At 61.4% G+C, this 20,092-nt stretch carries 17 protein-coding genes; 10 read left to right on the plus strand and 7 right to left on the minus strand.

Features of this window, described 5'->3' with window-relative positions; translation table 11 throughout:
- The 3 genes from tssI to BLW01_RS03370 all read right to left on the minus strand — a co-directional run.
- On the minus strand, positions 1 to 1,412 hold a 1,412-nt coding region (tssI, locus tag BLW01_RS03360), incomplete at its 3' end, for a type VI secretion system tip protein TssI/VgrG (RefSeq protein ID WP_092568111.1).
- Positions 1,413 to 1,577: 165 nt separating this feature from the next.
- Entirely contained in the window at positions 1,578 to 2,492 is a 915-nt protein-coding gene (cobA, locus tag BLW01_RS03365) for a uroporphyrinogen-III C-methyltransferase (RefSeq protein ID WP_092568112.1), read from the minus strand.
- The gene (locus BLW01_RS03370; protein ID WP_092568113.1) at positions 2,452 to 5,217 is read right to left on the minus strand and encodes a nitrate reductase; all 2,766 of its coding nucleotides are present in this window, start codon (positions 5,215 to 5,217) and stop codon (positions 2,452 to 2,454) included. Before BLW01_RS03370 ends, cobA begins: the two co-directional genes overlap by 41 nt.
- A gap of 473 nt (positions 5,218 to 5,690) precedes the next feature.
- Between BLW01_RS03370 and BLW01_RS03375 the strand changes: the two genes are divergently transcribed.
- From BLW01_RS03375 to BLW01_RS03410, 8 genes are all read left to right on the plus strand, one after another.
- The gene (locus BLW01_RS03375; RefSeq protein WP_092568114.1) at positions 5,691 to 6,290 is read left to right on the plus strand and encodes an ANTAR domain-containing response regulator; all 600 of its coding nucleotides are present in this window, start codon (positions 5,691 to 5,693) and stop codon (positions 6,288 to 6,290) included.
- A complete protein-coding gene (locus BLW01_RS03380; RefSeq protein WP_092568115.1) occupies positions 6,287 to 7,315 on the plus strand; it encodes a CmpA/NrtA family ABC transporter substrate-binding protein in 1,029 nt (342 codons plus the stop codon). The genes BLW01_RS03375 and BLW01_RS03380 overlap by 4 nt, the downstream gene beginning before the upstream one ends.
- A 294-nt stretch (positions 7,316 to 7,609) precedes the next feature.
- Positions 7,610 to 8,908 carry an NAD(P)/FAD-dependent oxidoreductase gene (locus BLW01_RS03385; RefSeq protein WP_092568557.1) on the plus strand — a complete coding sequence of 433 codons (1,299 nt, stop codon included), beginning with the start codon at positions 7,610 to 7,612 and terminating at the stop codon, positions 8,906 to 8,908.
- Entirely contained in the window at positions 8,905 to 11,403 is a 2,499-nt protein-coding gene (gene nirB / locus BLW01_RS03390; RefSeq protein ID WP_092568116.1) for a nitrite reductase large subunit NirB, read from the plus strand. Before BLW01_RS03385 ends, nirB begins: the two co-directional genes overlap by 4 nt.
- A gap of 114 nt (positions 11,404 to 11,517) precedes the next feature.
- The gene (gene nirD / locus BLW01_RS03395) at positions 11,518 to 11,895 is read left to right on the plus strand and encodes a nitrite reductase small subunit NirD (protein WP_092568117.1); all 378 of its coding nucleotides are present in this window, start codon (positions 11,518 to 11,520) and stop codon (positions 11,893 to 11,895) included.
- A gap of 141 nt (positions 11,896 to 12,036) precedes the next feature.
- Positions 12,037 to 13,320, plus strand: coding sequence for a PQQ-dependent sugar dehydrogenase (locus BLW01_RS03400; RefSeq protein ID WP_092568118.1), 1,284 nt, complete (start codon positions 12,037 to 12,039; stop codon positions 13,318 to 13,320).
- Between the two features lie 88 nt (positions 13,321 to 13,408).
- Positions 13,409 to 13,723 (plus strand): c-type cytochrome, encoded by a 315-nt coding sequence (locus tag BLW01_RS03405; RefSeq protein ID WP_092568119.1) that lies wholly within the window; start codon positions 13,409 to 13,411, stop codon positions 13,721 to 13,723.
- A gap of 251 nt (positions 13,724 to 13,974) precedes the next feature.
- Positions 13,975 to 15,387, plus strand: coding sequence for a PhoH family protein (locus BLW01_RS03410; RefSeq protein WP_092568120.1), 1,413 nt, complete (start codon positions 13,975 to 13,977; stop codon positions 15,385 to 15,387).
- A gap of 59 nt (positions 15,388 to 15,446) precedes the next feature.
- On the opposite strand, the gene BLW01_RS03415 is transcribed toward BLW01_RS03410, so the two are convergent.
- The 4 genes from BLW01_RS03415 to BLW01_RS03430 form a co-directional block, all read right to left on the minus strand.
- A complete protein-coding gene (locus BLW01_RS03415; RefSeq protein ID WP_092568121.1) occupies positions 15,447 to 15,668 on the minus strand; it encodes a hypothetical protein in 222 nt (73 codons plus the stop codon).
- Positions 15,669 to 15,707: 39 nt separating this feature from the next.
- A complete protein-coding gene (locus BLW01_RS03420; RefSeq protein ID WP_092568122.1) occupies positions 15,708 to 16,325 on the minus strand; it encodes a DUF938 domain-containing protein in 618 nt (205 codons plus the stop codon).
- Positions 16,326 to 16,347: 22 nt separating this feature from the next.
- Positions 16,348 to 17,019 carry an alpha/beta hydrolase gene (locus BLW01_RS03425; protein WP_092568123.1) on the minus strand — a complete coding sequence of 224 codons (672 nt, stop codon included), beginning with the start codon at positions 17,017 to 17,019 and terminating at the stop codon, positions 16,348 to 16,350.
- Between the two features lie 72 nt (positions 17,020 to 17,091).
- On the minus strand, positions 17,092 to 18,783 hold the full coding sequence (locus BLW01_RS03430; protein ID WP_092568124.1) for a L,D-transpeptidase family protein: 1,692 nt from the start codon (positions 18,781 to 18,783) through the stop codon (positions 17,092 to 17,094).
- 103 nt (positions 18,784 to 18,886) lie between these two features.
- Between BLW01_RS03430 and BLW01_RS03435 the strand changes: the two genes are divergently transcribed.
- Together BLW01_RS03435 and BLW01_RS03440 are read left to right on the plus strand one after the other, a co-directional pair.
- Complete coding sequence (locus tag BLW01_RS03435; protein WP_092568125.1) at positions 18,887 to 19,648, plus strand: murein L,D-transpeptidase catalytic domain family protein; 762 nt, start codon at positions 18,887 to 18,889, stop codon at positions 19,646 to 19,648.
- Positions 19,649 to 19,660: 12 nt separating this feature from the next.
- Positions 19,661 to 20,023 carry a DUF6164 family protein gene (locus BLW01_RS03440; RefSeq protein WP_092568126.1) on the plus strand — a complete coding sequence of 121 codons (363 nt, stop codon included), beginning with the start codon at positions 19,661 to 19,663 and terminating at the stop codon, positions 20,021 to 20,023.
- Positions 20,024 to 20,092: the final 69 nt, after the last annotated feature.

A 20,092-nucleotide genomic window follows, 5' to 3' on the forward strand; every position in this document is an offset into this window, starting at 1 on the left:
GTGCGGGTCTTGTGCTCGGGCAGCGCATAGGGCGGCGTGTTCACCGCGTGGTAGGTGCGCCCGGTGATCAGCGGCTGGTCCGGGTCGCCCTCCAGAAAGGAGACGATCACTTCGTGGCCGATGCGCGGCAGGGCGATGCTGCCATAGCCGCCGCCGGCCCAGCCCTGACTCACTCTGAGCCATGCACTCGCCGTGTCGTCGGGGGCGGCATAACGATCCCAGGGGAACTGGACCTTGACCCGCCCGTGGTCGTCGCAGTGGATGTCTTCGCCCTCGGGGCCGACCACGAAGGCGACCTGGGGGCCGTCGACTCTCGGCTTGGGATCGGGTTCGGGCCGCCAGGCGGCGTCACCGGGCGTCAGCACGACCTCGTTATGGTAGCGGGTCATGCCGTCGCTGCCGACGGCGTCCTCTTCCAGCGCTTGAGGCTGTTCGCCGTGATGCACGACACTCACGACCTGCCAGTCGCGGTTGAGCTCGGCGAGGTCGTGATCGGTCAGGCTGAAGCGCCGGCCGGGGGCGAGTTCGGGCAGGTCGCTGTCGGCCTCGGCGGTGACGGCGTCACGCCGCAGATGCTCGAGACGCCCCCGGGTGAAGGGCCGGCCCGAGGCGTCGGCCTTGTAGCGACCGGGATAGTCGTAGTGTTCGTAGTCGGTCCGCTGTCCCTGAGCCTCGAGCTCGCTGCCCACGCGTTCATGCAACTGGGCGTAGTCGGGCTGCTTGAAGCTGTAATCCTTGAGCGTGACCGAGGCGGGGCGCACCCGCGAGACCTGCCGGAGCCGGCGCACATGCCGTTCGGGGGCGGTGCCGCCGACCCGGGCCTGGTAGGGCAGCGCCCCCAGGGTGGGCATCTGCTGTGGGGCGTCGGTGAATACCAGCCGGTGGCCGCGGTCGTCGAACGCGTGGAAGTAGCACAGCCCTTCCTCGGCGGCCAGGCGTTCGATGAAGGCGAGATCGGTCTCGCGGTACTGCACGCAGTATTCGCGCTCTTCGGGCTCGCGGGTGACGGCGAAAGCGACATCGCGGAGACCGCGCTCCTCGCACAGGGTGTGGATGATGGTCAGCGGCGAAACGTGCTGGAAGATACGCGAGTTGTGGCGCAACGACAGTCGCCACAGGGCGGGTCGCAGGGTCAGGGAATAGAACGTATGGTGATGGCCGCGATCGCCGACCCCGAATTCGCTGACGATGCCCGCGATCCGGCGCAACGGCTCGCCCTGCTGCCAGAGCGTCAGGGTCATCTCGCGGTCGAGGAAGGCCGCGGGCGCGAGGTCGCCATCGCGGCCGGCGGCCGTGACCTCGAGCGTGAAGGGGTGCGACAGCTGCTCGGTATGGGTGAAGGCAACGACGGCTAACTCATCGTCGGGGACGCCGGCCCCCTCGAGTGTAAACTGCAGACCGGTCTGGGCCATGAAACTATCCTTGTCGTCAGGCGCGGCCGTTACGCTACGACAAGTGAGTCCCTGAGAAAACCGGCCTGACACGGTTCGACTGAGATGGCTTACACGTATTGTCGGCGATTTCTTACAAAGTCGCGGTCATGCCATGCCGATACCGGCAGATTCCGTATACCGTGTTCAGCGCTGATGCAACGTTGCCTGCGCATCTTCGAGGCACGATGCCGGGCTGGTCTCGGCCATGCTCACCACACTGCCGACGATGATCAGGCAGGGAGACGGTAGCGGCTGAGCCGCCAGCTTGCCGGGCATGTCGTCCAGCGTTCCCACTAATGCCTGCCGATCGGGCAGGCTGGCGTTGGCGACCAGCATGATCGGCCAGTCATTCGGGAGCCCGGCACGACGCAATCCGCCACAGATGGCAGCGACCTTGGACAGCCCCATGTAGAACACCAGGGTTTCATCGGTACGCGCGAGCGAGTGCCAATCCGGTTCGCCGCCTTCACGACAGAGCTGGGCAGTGACGAAACGCAATTGCTGGGCATGGCCACGATCAGTCAGGGGGATCCCCACCTCGGCGCCGGCCGCTGAGGCAGCAGTAATACCGGGAACGATTTGGGCGGGAATGTTGGTTTCACCCAAGGCGGCAAGTTCCTCGCCCATGCGACCGAACACACCGGGATCGCCGCCTTTGAGACGAACGACCGACTTGCCCTCACGGGCGAGCTTGACCAGACGCGCGCCGATCTCGGCCTGAGGAACGCTATGATGGCCGCTCGCCTTGCCCACGTAATAGCGCTCGGTGCCGGCAGGAATCAGTGACAGGACGTCATCGCCGATGAGGCGATCGTAGACGATGGCATCGGCCTGTTGCAGCAGTCGTACCGCCTTGAGCGTCAACAGTTCGACATCGCCACTGCCCGCCCCGACCAGATAGACCATACCAGGTCGGCAGTCACCGCACAGTCGCGCCGGCAGCGGCGAATCACGGCCGGTCGCTTGAGACAGACCGTCGAGATAGCGCGAGACTCCCTGGCTCATGCGAGCGAGGAACTCAGGCCACTTCCGTTTCAGGTGTCGTTGCAGAGTGCGCATGAGTGCTCTCCTCTTCAATCAGGGATTTCAATTCAGGAACGCAGGAGCCGCACTGGGTACCGCACGCCAGCCGGGCCCCCAGCGCCTCGACGCTGGCATCACCTTCGCGAATGGCCTCGACGATGGCCTTCTGGCCGACCTGATGGCAGCTACACACCAGCGGACCATTATCGGCTTCCCCCGATTCGCAACCGGCCAGCAGGCGGCGACGCTGATTGTCATCGAGCCGCTCACCGGCTTGCGCGTCGGCAAAGCGGTCATCCAGCCAGTTCATGCCGGGTAATTCACAGGGCGGCGCCACCATCAACCACCAACACAACCGGCCGTCCTCGATACCGGCAGCACGCAGTCGACCGCTGGCGGGATCGTCGCACCACAGCGAGGGAGACACCGGCAGGAGTTCCTCCACCCAGGCCAGCCAGTCACGGCGTTCGCCTGGCTCACCACCGGCCAACTGCAACCGCTGGCAATGCCCCAACGGGATACGGGTCCAGTAGCGGTTGCCCTCCTGCCAGTCGGTGTCACACCTCAGTGATTCCGCCACCAGCAACGTGGCTTCCCAGCCGACCGACAGTGGCGCCAGCGACACCGCCCCATGCTTGGCTTCCGGCTGCCCGGACAGGGAATCGATGTGGGCCTCCAGCAGTCCGCCGGTACGGGCAGCCATGCTGAAACGGTCGGTCCAGTGAATGGGAATGAACACCTCGCCGCGACGCTGGCCCTTGGAGAGACGTATGCGTCCGCAATACTCCCCTGTCCGGCTGGTCAGGCACGCCAGTTGCTGATCGCTTACTCCCAGCGCTGCGGCATCGGCGGGACTCACTTCGATGAAGGGCTCGGCACGATGATTCATCAGTCGCGGTGCGCGGGCGGTCCGCGTCATGGTGTGCCACTGGTCGCGGACACGTCCGGTATTGAGGCGCAGTGGGCGTGCCGCACTCAGGGCCTGTTCAGGGGCTCGGGGACGCACGGGCACCAATGCGGCGTGCCCCGTCGGTGTCGCGAAGTGGCCATCCTCGAACAAGCGCTCTGTACCGAACGGTGCGGCACGATTGACCGGCCACTGGATCGGCGTCAGCGCATCGTAAGCGGCCCGGTCCATGCCTGCCAGTCCCGAGATATCGAACAACCGGGATCCTTCACCCGTATTCTCGAAACCGGATAGCCGGGCGTGTTCATCGAATATCTCACCGGGATGCGTGTACGCGAAGGCGGCATCGAAGCCCAATCGTTTCGCCACCTCGACCATGATCCACCAGTCATGGCGCGCCTCGCCGGGTGGTGGCAGCATGCCGCGTTGACGAGAGATGCGTCGCTCTGAGTTGGTGACGGTGCCATCCTTCTCGGACCAGGACGTCGCCGGCAAGACGATATCGGCATAGTCCATCAGATCGGTATCGGCCATGCAGTCGGAGACGATCACCAACGGGCATTTGGCAAGCGCTGCCCGCACTCGATTGGCGTCGGGCAGGCTGACCGCCGGGTTGGTCGCCATGATCCACACCGCCTGGATCTCGCCGCGCTCCACGGCATTGAACAGTTCCACCGCCTTGTAACCGGGACTGTTCGGGAGCCGCGGCGTCAGATCGCCGGTGGTCCAGAAGCGGGTCACTCGCTCGATGGCACCAGGGGTGTGATAATCCATGTGGGCCGCCAACTGGTTGGCCAGGCCGCCGACTTCACGACCGCCCATGGCATTGGGCTGGCCGGTGATCGAGAACGGCCCGGCACCGGGCAATCCGAGCTTGCCGCCGGCCAGGTGGCAATTGATGATGGCATTGCACTTGTCGGTGCCACTGGTGGACTGGTTGATCCCCTGCGAGTAGAGCGTGACGACGTGCAACTGGCTGGCGAACCAGTAGAAGAAGGTTTCAAGGGCTTCGCTATCGAGATCACAATCGGCGGCAATCGCCTCGATACGGGGATCGTCTTCGCGTGCGGCCGCCAGGGCTTCGTCCAACCCTGCGGTATGCTTTTCCAGGTAGATGGTATCGAGACGCTGCTTGTCGGCCATCCAGGCCAGCAATCCATTGAACAAGCGGGCATCACTGCCTGGCTTGAGCCCCAGATAGAGATCGGCGATCTCGCAGGTATCGGTCACACGCGGATCGATCACCACGACCCGCAGCAAGGGATTACGCTGCTTGGCTGCTTTCAAGCGCTGGTAAAGCACCGGATGGTTCCAGGCCAGGTTCGAGCCGACCAGCACGACCAGTTCGGCCTCTTCGATATCTTCATAACTGCATGGCACGGCATCGGCCCCGAATGCCCGTTTGTAGGCGGCGACGGCGGACGCCATGCAGAGTCGCGAATTGGTATCCAGATGCGGCGTCCCGAGAAAGCCCTTGAACAGCTTGTTGGCGACATAATAGTCCTCGGTCAATAACTGACCGGAGAGATACGCAGCCACGGCGGCATCGCCATGCTCGGTACGGGTGGCGGCCAGACGGCTGGCGACGCTGTCGAGTGCCGTGTCCCAGTCCACCTCACGACCGTCAACCCGAGGCCGGGTCAATCGCCCATGATGGCCGAGCGTCTCGTGCAGGGCCGAGCCCTTGACGCAGAGACGCCCGAAGTTGGCGGGATGGTCGCGATCGCCCTGCACCGAGGTCACCATGTCGCCATCATGGATCACCTCCACACCGCACCCGACTCCGCAATAGGGGCAGGTGGTACATATTCGTTGTCCGGACGTGGGCGCCGGCTTGTCCGTGGGCTGATGCATTGGGCCCTCCAAGAACAAAAAACGCCCAGACCGGTACCCGGAAGAGTACCGACACTGGACGTCATTGCCTGATATGCAGATGAATTCGTGGCGGATCGTCGCTGACCCGAGGGCGGTATCATGTCGCCCCACTCACTTTCTTGCCTACAAGAAGCAATAGACATGCCATTCCACCGGAAAATGGCGCCGGAAATACGGTAAAAGAGAGAGTTAAGTCCCGACGTCTATTGAGGCACAACAGCCGTCGAGGTCGATCGATGGCACGTTCTGCACCAGAGAATGGCAAAACGCCCGGAACAAGCACCCGTTTGACGCAACCCAGATCGCGATCTTGGTCTGTTAACGCAGTGACAACAGCGTGCCAATCGCCCTCTTTTAGGGCATTTATTCACTCATGGCACCAGAGTGGAACATGCCTTGCATGGTACGGATACAATTACCGTGCGCCAGTTTCGATGAGTGAGCCAACGCCCATGCCTGCAGCTTCAGCACTGAAAGTTCTGTTGGTCGACGATGAAGTCGTGCGCGCCGCGATGGTCGAGGAAGCCCTGGCCAGTGAAGGACACCAGGTGATCTGCCACTTGACCAGTCCTGCCAGTCTCAACGACATGGTCCGGCGCCACCAGCCCGATGTCGTGATCATCGACATGGAATCGCCCGACCGCGACACCCTGGAAAGCATGTCGCAACTCAACCGAGAAAACCCCAAGCCCGTGGTGTTCTTCGCCGATGAACACGACCCCGACACCATGCAGGCGGCACTCAAGGCCGGAGTCAGTGCCTATGTGGTCGATGGACTGGTGCAAAGCCGCGTCAAGACCATCATCGATGTCGCGATCACTCGCTTCGAGGCCTTCCAGTCAATGCGCCAGGAACTCGACAAGGCGCGCAATCAACTCGCCGAACGCAAACGTATCGAACGTGCCAAGGGGCTGTTGATGAAGCATCAAGGCTGCGATGAAGAGGAGGCCTATCGCATGCTGCGCAAGATCGCCATGGACCGGGGGCAACGGATTGCCCAGGTAGCCAATAGCGTCATCGATATTCTTGAAGGTCTGGAGAAAGGTTCATGAACGATATACCCAAGGCCGAACTGGATCGGCTGCAACTCGGCTTCGTTCCCCTGCTCGATTGTGCCTTGCCGGTCGTCGCGCGCGAGGGCGGCTTCTTCGCCGAGGAAGGCATCGAGGTGACGCTGCTGCGCCAGAATGCCTGGGCAACGCTACGCGACAAAGTCGCCGCGGGCCTGCTCGACGGTGCACACATGCTCGCCCCCTTGCCGTTGGCGATGAGTCTGGGGCTCGGCCGCGCCCCGTGCGACATGCTGGCGCCGATGCTGCTTAGCCGTAACGGCAATACCATCGTACTGTCGGAAGCGCTAGCCGATGCGGCCAAGGCCGCACTGACGGATGACCCTGCTGCCAGTGCCCGCGCCCTGGGCGATTATCTCCGGAAGCATCACCAGGCGGCCCGCCCCCGGCTGGCCATGGTCTACCCCTACTCCTGTCATCACTACCAACTCAGCCATTGGCTGGATCTCGGTCATATCCGTCCCGATCGAGACGTCGATGTGATCGCCATGCCGCCCCCACAAGTGGTCGATGCCATGCGTGATGGTACCATCGACGGTTTCTGCGTCGGCGAGCCCTGGGGATCGCTGGCCGAAGCCGAAGGAGTCGGGCGGCTCGTTGCCACCAGCGCGCAATTGTGGCCCGATCATGCCGAGAAGGTATTGGGGGTGACTCGCTCATGGGTGCACCGCTATCCCGCCACACTGACACGGGTCATGCGTGCACTGCTCCAGGCAAGCAACTGGTTGGCGAGCGATCCCGCACACAGTGACCGTGCACTCGAATGGCTTGCCCTTCCCCCTTACCTGGATCGCTCGGTGTCCCATCTAGCGCACTTCGCCCTGGATGAGCCCCCCATCCGGCAACGGTTAGCCGGACCCGACCTCCTGCGCCCCGACCCGACAGCCATGGCGCATGTCGCCGAGTATATCGATCAGCATATGCGCAGTAACGGACGGCGACTGGATCACGATACCCTCGCCGAATGTTACAGCCCCGTGCATTACGACCATCTGGCGCACCAGTAGCGTGCACGACGTGGCGGTATCTACCGCCACGCCAATCCCTCCGTATGGACATAACACCCTGATAGTAAATCGAATTGTCTTTATTTCCGGCATCCTGGCCGGGTTCTTGAATAATGACAGATAGATTCCGTCGTCCATGATGTGACGACGCCAAAATTCAAGGCGGCGCGACCGCCAGGTAGTCAAAGGCGACTGCCAACGAACGAGTGTGACGAAGACGTCTCTTCATGCCCCTTGATCACAGGCGGGCATGCAGGGACGTCTTTTTTTATGGGATTCACCGAAGGAGGCATCATGACCTCTCAAACCACATCCCGGAAAGATCATCTCGTCATCGTCGGCAACGGCATGGCGGGACAGCGACTACTGGAAGCCTTGTTAGCCAAACCCGGCCGACCCAAGCACATCACGGTGATCGGCGAGGAACAGGCGCACGCCTACAACCGGATTCTGCTCTCTCCCTGGCTCGCCGGCGAGATGGACCGAGAGGCCCTGACACTCCGGAACACCGACTGGTACCACGAGCATGGCGTCAAGCTGGTTCTCGGCGAACGCGTCGAGACCATCGACCGCGAGACACAACGGCTCACCACCGATACGGGGCGGGAACTGACTTATGATCGGCTTGTTCTGGCTACCGGCTCCCGCCCGACCATGCCACCGATCGCAGGCCTTGATGCCAATGGTGTTCTCGGCTTCCGTGATCTGGACGACGCCCAGTCGCTGATCCAACTGACCGAGACCGTAGCCTCCGGCGATCCGGCGGTAGTGATTGGCGGCGGCCTGCTCGGTCTCGAAGCCGCCGAAGGGCTGCGCAAGCGCGGCATGTCGGTCAGTGTCGTCCAGCGCAGCGAACGCCTGATGAATCGACAGCTCGATACCACCGCCGCGCACCTGCTCGAGACGGAACTGATCAAACGTGGCCTGTCCATCGTGACCGGCAGTCGACTGGCCGAACTGACGGCCGATGGTGACGGCCATGTCAACGGCTGCCGCCTGGAAGACGACCGTTTCCTGCCCGCCTGCTGTGTCGTCATCGCCGCCGGCATCACGCCCAATTCAGAACTGGGACAGGCGGCCGGCCTGGCAACCCGCCGTGCCATCGTCGTCGATGACTATCTGACCACCTCCGATCCGGCGATTCATGCCCTCGGCGAGTGCTGCGAATTCCAGGGCCAGACCTATGGTCTGGTCGATCCGATCTGGCACCAGGTGGATGTCCTGGCCGCCCGGCTGGCCCAAGAGGACACCGAAGGCTACGTCGATACCCCCACCGCCACCAAGCTCAAGGTCAGTGGCGTCTCGCTCTACGCCTTCGGCCCCATCGAGGCCAGTGACGATCACGATGTGCTGACTTACCACGATCCCCAGCAGGGCGATTACCGCCGACTGCTACTGCGCGACAACCGCCTTGAGGGAGCCGTGCTGTATGGCGATACCACCGCCGGCCCCTGGTACTTCGAACAGTCCATGGCCGAACGCGACCTCGGCAATTGCCGTCAGGCGCTGCTGTTCGGCCCTGCCGATGCTACCCCGCTACTGGCGGCATCGCACGATGAACACGATACCCCTGCCTATCAGGAGGCCGCATGACTTCCACCGACAAACAACGACTCATCATCATCGGCAACGGCATGGTCGGCCACCATCTGGTCGAGCAGCTGGTCGAACGTGATGCCACGACGCGCTACGACATCACCGTCTTCGGCGAGGAGCGTCACCTGGCCTACGATCGCGTCCACCTGTCCGAATACTTCGCCGGCCGCGATGCGCAGTCATTGGCACTGAGCACCTCGGACTATTACGCAGAAAATGACATTGCACTGCGACTCGACGAAGCCGTCACCGCCATCGATCGCGACAACAGCGAGATCGTGACGCCCCTGGGGCGCTACCCTTACGACCAGCTGGTACTGGCGACCGGCTCCTATCCGTTCGTGCCCCCGATTCAAGGCGGCGACCGCCCCAACTGCCTGGTCTACCGCACGCTCGACGACCTGGATGCGATTCGCGAAGCGGGCAGGAATGCCAATACGGGTGTCGTGGTCGGCGGCGGGCTGCTCGGCCTGGAAGCCGCCAATGCCCTGAAAGGACTCGATCTCGATACCGCCGTCGTGGAGTTCGCCCCGCGTCTGATGCCGATGCAGGTCGACAGCGAAGGCGGCGAGTTGCTGCGTGAGAAGATCGAGGCTCTGGGGGTACAGGCCTTGACCGACCGCGCCACCCAGCGCATCGAGGATGGCGAGGCCAGCTACCACCGCATGGTGTTCCAGGACGACAAGGTGCTGGAGACCGACCTGATCGTGTTCTCCGCCGGGATTCGTCCGCGCGACGAACTGGCCCGCGATTGCGCCCTGGAAATGGGCGAGCGTGGCGGCGTGGTGATCGACGATCACTGCCTGACCAGTGATCCGGCCATTCTCGCGGTGGGCGAAGTGGCATTGTGGAACGACAGCATCTTCGGTCTCGTCGGCCCCGGTTATCAGATGGCCAAGGCCGCGGCGGATACCTTGACCAACGGTAGCGAACGCTTCCAGGGCGCCGACATGAGCACCAAGCTCAAGCTGCTCGGTGTCGATGTCGGCGCGATCGGCGATGCGCATGGCGACCGCACTCCCGGGGCGCGGATGTACCGCTACCTGGATGAAATCAAACAGGAGTACCGCAAGCTCGTTGTCTCCAGCGATGGCAAGAAGCTGGTGGGTGCCATGCTGGTCGGCGATAACAGCTATTACGACACCTTGATGCAGTATTACAGCAACGGTTTGGAACTGCCTGACGACCCGGCCTCGCTGATCCTGCCGTCGAGCGAAGGCGCCCCGACGCTGGGTCCCGATGCCCTGCCCGACACGGCGACCATCTGTTCATGCCACAACGTCACCAAGGGTGCGGTGTGCGACACCCTCGACGCCGGCGCAACCGACCTCGGCGCCGTCAAGGCGGAGACCAAGGCCAGCACCGGCTGCGGGGGCTGTGCGGCACTGCTGAAGAGTGTCGTCGACCATGAGCTGGAAGCCCGCGGCGTCGAAGTCGACCAGTCGATCTGCGAGCACTTCGCCTATACGCGCCAGGAGCTCTACTCCATCGTGCAGGTCGAGGGCATCAAGACCTTCAGCGAACTGCTGGAAAAGCACGGCCAAGGCCTGGGTTGCGACATCTGCAAGCCCGCCGTGGCCTCGATCCTGGCCTCCTGCTTCAACGAGCCGATCACCGATGCCGCGCATGTGCCCCTGCAGGACACCAACGACACCTTCATGGCCAACATGCAGAAGAACGGCACCTACTCCGTTGTACCGCGCGTCCCCGGCGGCGAAATCACCCCCGACAAGCTGATCGTGCTCGGCGAGGTAGCCAAGAAGTATCAACTCTATACCAAGATCACCGGTGGCCAGCGTGTCGACCTGTTCGGTGCTCAGCTCCATGACCTGCCTGATATCTGGCAGGCGCTGATCGATGCCGGCTTCGAGACCGGTCATGCCTACGGCAAGGCCACGCGTACCGTGAAGTCGTGCGTCGGCAACACCTGGTGCCGTTATGGTGTGCAGGACAGTGTCGGCATGTCACAGCAAATCGAGCACCGTTACAAGGGGCTGCGTTCACCGCACAAGCTCAAGTTCGCGGTCTCCGGCTGTACCCGCGAATGCGCCGAAGCACAGAGCAAGGATGTCGGCGTCATCGCCACCGAACACGGCTGGAACCTGTACGTATGCGGCAATGGCGGCATGCGTCCACGCCACGCCGAACTGTTCGCCACCGACCTGGACGATGAAACCCTGTTCAAATACATCGACCGTTTCCTGATGTTCTACATCCGTACCGCCGATCGCCTGCAGCGAACCTCGGTATGGCGCGAGAACCTGGAAGGCGGGCTGGATTATCTGAAGGAAGTCATCATCGAGGACAGCCTGGGCATCGCCGAGGAACTCGAACAACAGATGCAGACCGTCATCGATACGTATGAATGTGAATGGGCCAACGCCTTGAGCGACCCGGAGAAGCTCAAGCGCTTCCGTAGCTTCGTCAATGACGAGCGCCCGGATCCCGATATCATCATGACGAGCGAACGAGGCCAACTGCGCCCCGCATGATGGGATCGCGGCTAAAGCCGCTCCTACAGCCAGCTCGGTTAGCGAGTTCGTAGGGGTGGTTGCCACCGCGATCATCGTGAATGAGCGATCCTAGATAGTCCCGAGGAACAACCAATGACGACCGCAACCGCCCTCAAGACCGAGACTGACACCATGACCTGGCAAACCATCTGCTCCAAGGCCGATCTGGTCGCCTTTTCCGGCGTCGCGGCCTGGCTCGACACATCCGATGGCCCCGCGCAGGTGGCACTGTTCTACCTGCCCGGCCACGACCAGGAACTCTACGCCGTGGATCATCACGATCCCTTCTCCAGGGCCAACGTGATTGCACGCGGCATCGTTGGTGACCTCAAGGGTCAACCCGTGGTGGCCTCGCCCATCTACAAGCAGCACTTTCGCCTTGAAGACGGCCAGTGCCTGGAAGACGAGTCGGTGCAATTGCGCACCTGGAAGGTGAGCTTCAAGGGCGATGAAGTGTGTATTGAGGTGTGATGAGCTTTCGGCCAGTACGACGAACCCACCCGTCGATGGCCGTTGGTAAAAGATGTTGACCGCCTGTGGTCCTGACTTATCCTGAAAGAGGTACGCTCCAGTGCTCTCACGATAATTCCAATTAAGAAAGGAGAAGCTCAGATGTCTCCACGATTCGCTACACGCTCGGCCTATGGGATCGTCACTCTTGCCATGATCACCGGGTTGTCGACCGCAGCGTTCTCTAGCACCGACACTCCTGACCTCAGCCAAGAGACGTTGCTATCTGGCCTAGAAGACCCCTGGGACATGGCCTTCCTGCCCGACGGCACCATGTTCTTCACCGAGAAGTGCCTCGGTCTCTCAGTGCGGGACGCTGACGGCGACGTCAACCATCTACTGGGAATGGAAGATTCCGACGGCTATGCCAGCACCGCGGATGACCTCATGTGCTCTGGGCAAGCGGGTATGAACGGGGTGGCGATCGACCCCGACTTCGACGACAACCGCTACGTCTACGTCTACTCGGCATCGAACATGTCATCGCCCATCACTAACCGCGTGCTCCGGCTGACGGTGAACGAGGATTTCACCGAGGTATCGGACCGCACCGACATCGTCGACGACATCCCCTTCAAACCCGAAGCCACCGACCACCCATTTGGCGATGCCGGCGCGCATAATGGCGGGCGCATCCGTTTTGGGCCGGAAGACGGCTATCTCTATGTCCCCACCGGCGACAACCACAACAGTGAGCTGCCGCAATCCCCGGATTCGTTGGGAGGCAAGGTGCTACGTATCGACCGCGCTGGCGAGGCGGCAGAGGACAATGACCCGCCGGCAGGATTCGACCCGCGGATCTATACCTATGGCCACCGCAACGTTCAAGGCCTCACCTTCCACCCGGAAACCAATCAGCCGATCGTGACCGAGCATGGCCCCTGGCATTCCGATGAGGTCAATGCCCTGGTCAATGGCGGCAACAGCGGCTGGGATCCGCGTCCGAACATGTCGGGACGCGGCGATTGCCCGGACAACTACTGTGGTTATGAGCCCAATCAGAACGAGGGCATGAGCCCGAAGGAGCGGGCCGCCTACATGCCGTTGACGGACACCACCGTCTATCCCAACGCCATGACGCCAGCCTGGCAAAACAATGGACTGTCTCAGGGCATCAACGGTACCGATTTCCTGACCGGCGAGCAGTGGAGAGGATGGGATGGCCGTATGGCGATCGGTTTCATGGGGATCGGTTTCGGGGACACCGCAGTGGGACAACGCATCAATCTGATCGACCTTCATGAGACTGGCGAAGCGGTCAATGATGTCGCAGAGATGCATGTGCCCATGGGGCCCGCCCGCTTCCGTTCGCTGGTTCAGGGCCCCGATGGTAACCTGTATGCGGCCGTGGACGAGGGTAATATCTACCGCATCATCCCGGAGTAACCCACGCCATCCTGTAACGCTCCACCTCGGACTGCACCGCCTTAGGGCGGTGCGGTTCCAGTCTGAACTTAACCGGAATCACGACACGATGAAGAAGTTACTTATTGCCGTCACCACCGCCCTGACGATGAGTGCGGCGAATGCCGAGGAACCCGATGCCGCTGCCGGCGAAGCGCTATATGCAGACTCATGTGCCCAGTGCCATGGCCCCGAAGGTAAGGGAATGGCGAGCTTCCCCTCGGTCGCCGGCAGAGATTCGGATTACATCGCCTCCCGCCTGGAGCAGTACCGCGACGGTGAAAAGGTGGGATCGAATTCCGGCCTGATGATACCCAATGCCGCAGACCTCTCCGATGAGGACATCGCCAATCTCGCCACCTACATTTCCAGCGAATTCCAGTGATTCGACGATAAGGAGCCATTGAGTCCAGGTCGAGTGACTCCAGCGTGGAAACGGTAGACTGGCAAGAATGGCATTTCCGGTTCATCTTATTGTCATAAGAACAAATGAAGCGAACCCATCAATCTTGAACCGGACAGGAGGAAAGCAGACGCGAGCTACGCCAGGAGAGCGACGCTGGCGCCGATGTCACATGCTGGTCACATCACGCTGCCAGTGTCGAGGTTGCCATCAACCAAGGAGTGCCTTTGCCGATGGTACGACTCGACAAGAAAGCCACACGGCTTTACGTGCTGGACACCAATGTCCTGATCCACGACCCCGCTGCCATCTACCAATTCGAGGAACATGATGTCGTCATACCCATGACGGTCCTTGAGGAACTCGACAAACACAAGAACGGCATTCGCGAAATCGCTCGCACCGCCCGGCAGGTCAGCCGCACCCTCTCCGACCTCACCAGTCAGGTCACTTTCGCCGAAATCCAGCAAGGCATCCCGATCCCCGGCTCCATTGGTCCGACGGGTCGATTGCGCTTCCTGTGCTATCAGGATCTGCTGCCGCTGGACAACATGGAGGACAGCCCCGACAACCGGCTGCTCGCAGAAACCTGCCGGCTGCGCGATGAACGCCCCGATGCTTCGGTGATCCTGGTCACCAAGGACATCAACCTGCGGGTCAAGGCATCCGCGCTGAAAGTGCCGGTAGAGGATTACCTCAACGACCGGGTCTTCTCCGATCGCGACGCCATGATCGAAGGAGCGAAGGTCTATGCACGGGCCGGCCAGCATGGCGCCGAACTCTGGGCGTCGCTGAATGTCGAGGTGAAGGTCGAACGCCAGGACGACCACACTTTCTATCACCTCAAAGGCGATATGCCGGATGACTGGCATGTCGGCATGCTGGTGTCGGACAGCGAGAACGGTGCGGAATTCGAGGCTGTCGTGCGTGAGGTCGGTCCGCATAGCGCATGCCTGCAACTGCTCACCAATTACCGGCATCATGCCGGTGTGTGGGGTGTGCATGCTCACGACAGTCGCCAGAACTTCACCCTCAACCTGCTGATGGATCCGGAGATCGACCTGGTAACCATCGCCGGCAACGCCGGTACCGGCAAGACCTTCATGACACTCGCTGCAGGCTTCCAGCAAACGCTGGATACCAAGCTGTTCGAGCGTATCGTGTTCACCCGGGCACCGATCCCCATGGGCGAGGATATCGGCTTCCTGCCCGGCACCGAAGAGGAGAAGATGTCACCGTGGATGGGGGCATTCCACGACAATATGGACAACCTGCTGCGTGACGAACACGACGGGTCGAGCAGTTGGAACGATGGCGCGACACGGCAACTGCTCGGATCGCGGGTTCAGATTCGTTCACCGGGCTTCATGCGGGGACGGACCCTGAACGACACTTTCCTGATCATCGACGAGGCACAGAACTTCACGCCCAAGCAACTCAAGGCATTGGTCAGCCGCGCCGGGCGAAATACCAAGATCGTCTGCCTGGGCAACGTCGGGCAGATCGATACACCGTATCTCACGGCCAATACCTGCGGTATGGCAGCGGTAGTGGAACGCTTCCGGGACTGGCCGCACGCAGGGCATATCACGCTACAGAGTGTGGAGCGTTCACGTCTGGCGCTGGCCGCCGAGGAACTACTCTAACACGATCCAATCACTCAGAGGTCTCCACTCACAGCGCCCGCTCTGGCGGGCGCTGCTGGTTACGGGTGGCGATGGGCGGCCTTTTCCAACAAGGCTTCGCTCTCGCTGCCAGGACCTTGGTTCAGAATCTCCATGGCTTCGGTGTACAAGCAGACATAGCGATTGCATGAAGCGCAGAACACCCTGTCATCCGGATTGTGGACCTCCGAGACGCGCATATGATGGCTTCCACAATTACGACAGCCCACAGGCAGGCGAAAATCCTCGGACAGATCAGGCATGACTCACTCCTTGTTGAACAGTGGCTCCAGGCGACGCCATCACGACACGCGTCGCTGCAATACCACACTCAAATTGTTGGCCGGCATCTCGACGACCCGTACCTGTTCGATGCCATGGTATTCGGCCAGTTCCACGACATCATTCAGGTCACGAATGCCCCATTCGGGGTTACGCCAGCGAAGATCTGCATCGAAGGCCTCATTACTGGATGCCGTATGTTGACCGCCACGCTTGTACGGCCCATAGAGATAGAGTACACCACCAGCAGGCAGGCGTGCTCCCGCTTCCGCCAGCAAGGCTTCAGTCGCCTCCCACGGCGAGATATGCACCATGTTGATACAGACGATGGCGTCGAAGTCGTCGACCGGCCAGGGGCGTCGGACCACATCGAGTTGCTGTGGGGCAAGCAGGTTATCCAGTGACTCGGTGGCCCGCCAGGCGTCGATCGATGCCAGCGCCTCGTGACTGGAATCCGTGGGTTGCCAGATCACACCTGGCAGTGCCCAGGCGAAATACAGCGCATGCTCACCACTGCCACTGGCAATTTCCAGCACCTTGCCTTGCGTAGGCAGGCAATCGCGCAACACCTCCAGGATCGGCTCACGATTGCGCTGCGTTGCCGGACTCTTCAAGCGGGCTCCCGGTTGTTGCGACATGGGATCAGGACACTCCATCGTCTTATTCACGTGTCAGCCGTTCGGTGATCCAGGCACTGATATGCGGAATCTGTTCCGGGCACAGCGAGTGCTGCATGGGGTAGCGACGGTAATTGACCGGGTGCCCCATCGCCTTGGCGCGCTCCGCACCCTGCTGCCCCAAGGATTCCGGTACTACGGGATCGAAAGTGCCGTGGTGGGCTTCGATCACCAGATCCCGATTCGCCTCACTGGGTTCGATGCTATCGGCCGTGGCGAAATACGTCGACAGCGCCAGCAGCCCGCCCAGAGGTCTGTGATAGGTGAGTGCGGCATGATAGGCCACTGCGCCCCCTTGGGAGAATCCGGCGACGATGATCCGGCGGCTCTCGATCCCTTTATCGATCTCGGCATCGATCAGGCGGTGGACCCGGTCGGCCGATGCCACGAGTTGCGGCTCGTCGACACGGCGATCGAGATTGGCCTCGAGGATGTCGTACCAGGCCGGCATGGTCATGCCACCATTCACGGTGACCGGCATTCGGGGGGCATGAGGCAGTATGAAGCGCACCGCCAGATCCGATGGCAGGCTCAGTGCCGGCACCAGGGGCTCGAAATCATGGCCATCGGCCCCCAGGCCGTGCAACAGGATCACACAGGCATCGACGGGCCTGCCGGATTGCGGTTCGATGATCAACTCGTCGGGGCTGCTCATGTCGGCCTCTTCATGCAGAATTTTCGATACCCTACCGCAACATCGGCGTTTCGGCGAGGCTGACAATGACGATCACAGCGTCTGTAGTGCCGGCGTATCCAGTGCCATCAGCAAGTCCCGATCACGTTCGTAGATATCGGGTTTGAAGGAGAGCATGCCATTCTCGTCTGCATTGACCGTCCAGTAGTGCAGAATGATCGGCACGGGATCGTTCAAGGAGACATGGCGCGTGTCGCCCTTGTCGATGATGCTGTTGATCGCTTCCCTGTCCCAGCGACGCTCGTCGTCGAGCAATAAACCAACCAGCTCCGTGACGTTCTCCACACGAATGCAGCCGGAACTGGCCGCACGGCGGGGTTGATTGAAGAGTGACTGGTTCGGGGTATCGTGCAGGTAGACCGCATGATCGTTGGGGAAGCGGATCACCACCCGTCCCAGCGGGTTATGAGCACCGGACGGCTGGCGCAGCATCAGGTTCGGCGGGTGCTCCCAATCGACCGATTCCGGGTCGAGACGCTCCCCATTGTCGGCATCGATGACATCGAGGTTCTCCTCCTCGAGCACCGACAGATCCTCGCGGATCTTCGGCAGCATGTCCTCACGATAGATGGTCGGCGGTATCGTCCAGGTCGGGTTGAAGGTCAGGTGGGTTATCGACGACCGCAGGGTCGGTGTCTTGCGATAGGGCTGGCCGACCACGATGCGGGATTCCCACACATCGCCATTCGGACGGTAATAGCGCACTTCATACCCTGCGATATCGACCAGCACGAAGGCCTCCGGCAACCCATGCAGCAACCATCGCGCTCTTTCCAGGTTGACGCGGATCTGGTCGATGCGGGTCTCCACCCCGATATTGAATTGCACTCGCGTGTTGGGGCCAACCACTCCATCGTCGGCCAACAGATGACGGCGCTGGAATGCCTTGACGTCTTCCGCAAGTTCATCGTCGTAGTAGCGGGGTCCACGTCCTTCGTCATTAGCCGCTGACGCGCGAATGTCCGTACTCCGTGTCTCGACATTCGTGTAGTAGCCGTCGTCCGCCGGTCGCTCGGCAGGATCAGTCAGTGCCGCCAGACGTTTTCTCAGTAGAAGGACGTCGTCATGCGTATCGCCCGGACGTAGTGACTCGTCACGCATCGGCAGACGCGGCCAGCCTCCCGTGGCTTGAATCGACCGGTAACGCGCCAGTCCTTCGCGCAAATGCTGATACGGGGGGTGATCAGGACGGACTTGCTCGAACAATGCTGACAGTTCGCCGCTATCCACCGCATGGGAGGCTTGCGCCATGGACAGGTCGAGTTCGGGGCGTTCCATGTCCCAGTGTTCCTCGATGCGACGGGGATCGAGCTTGCCGTGGTGGAGATGCGCCAGCGCCGAAAGCAGCGTTTGAGTCACCTCCAGGTCGAAACGGGCTCGCGTTTCGGCATCGGCACCATCCCGATACGCCTCACGATAGGCAGGCAACCAGCGTCCGGGGTGGTAATCCTGCGGCTGCAGACCATCGTTGGCCAGATCATCAATCTCCGCGAGCAGCGCATCGATGTCGGACTGCTCATGCCAGGCGGCCTGATACTCCCTGGCCGCATAGAATTGCTCTAGTTTTCGGTCGAGTTCCACCTTGTCGTCAAGGGTGTCGACCCGCTCCCGGATCGCGGCCGCAACCGCCTCATCCGTGGGCGCCGCCGATACCGACGACACGCCCATCATGCCCACCACTAGCCATAAGCCCACGCACCAGGCCTGAATCCACTGTCTTGCCATCACTCGACTCCTACAGTTCCCTTGTGTGGCATTGGCCTCGCGCCCTTCTACGGTCATAATAGCCGCTGATCAAGTGACACCGCAGGAAACGGAGCGCCCTACGATGCCAATAACAAAAGCAATCAGACCATACGATTTGCGCTTGTTTTTTCGCCAACTTTGTCCCTTGCTTCTTTTGACATCCCTGTTACTTGCCAGTTTACCCTCATTTGCCACCCCTTACGCCACCACCTTGCAACGTTTGGCCCCGGATGCCGATCCAAAGGTGCTGAGAATGGCCACCAATGCGCTCAACTGCGCCCAACCGGATGCCGAGCGACTGGCCATCATCGACTTTTCCCGTTCCGCAAACGAACCGCGCTTGTGGGTCTTCGATCTGGTCAACGATCGCCTGCTGTTCGAAGAACTGGTCTCCCACGGACGCGGCACCGGCGACGAACTCGCCATGTCCTTTTCCAACACGCCCGACAGCCATCAGTCCAGTCTGGGACTGTTCCGCACCATGAACAGTTATGACGGCAGCAACGGCTACTCGCTGCGCCTGGAAGGCCTGGAGTACGGTATCAACGATCTGGCCTATGAGCGCGCCATCGTCATGCACGGCGCCGACTATGTCAGCGAGTCGTTCATCGACGAAAACGGTCGCCTGGGACGCAGCCTGGGTTGTCCGGCCGTGCCCCAGGACGTAGCAGCGCCATTGATCGACAGCATCAAGGACGATCAGTACCTCTTTGCCTACTATCCTGATTCTGAATGGATGGCCCAATCCGAGTTCCTCAATTGCCAGCGCGACTCGATACTCGCCGAAAGCATCGACGCCCGCAGCACCCAACAGGATCTGGCCATGCAATCCTCCTCTCCCTGAATGTGACCGATCATGGCGGTACTGCTCTTCAAGCTACGCAATGTCCCCGACGAGGAAGCCGAGGCGGTACGACGCCTGCTCGATGAGCACGGCTTCGACACCTACGAGACTACCGCCGGGCGTTGGCAACTGTCTCTACCGGCAATCTGGCTGCAGGATGAAAGCCAGTACGAGGCCGCCCGGCAGGTCATCGACGCCTATCAGCAGGAACTCGGTCAACGTGTTCGCGATGAGTACGCTGATCTGCAAGCGCGCGGTGAAGCCCCCACCCTCTGGCAACGATTGCGTGACAATCCGCTGACCGCCTTGCTCTACCTGGCGGCGATCGGCGTCATTCTGACGCTGACACTCTGGCCGTTCCTGTCGTTGATCTGAGACTGGCACGCTCCGGCCACGCAGAGTTGACATCACCGTACGTCGACCTCTGCAATGATCCCTGATCCC

The sequence above is a fragment of the Aidingimonas halophila genome, from assembly GCF_900106955.1.
GTDB classification, from domain to species: Bacteria; Pseudomonadota; Gammaproteobacteria; order Pseudomonadales; family Halomonadaceae; genus Aidingimonas; species Aidingimonas halophila.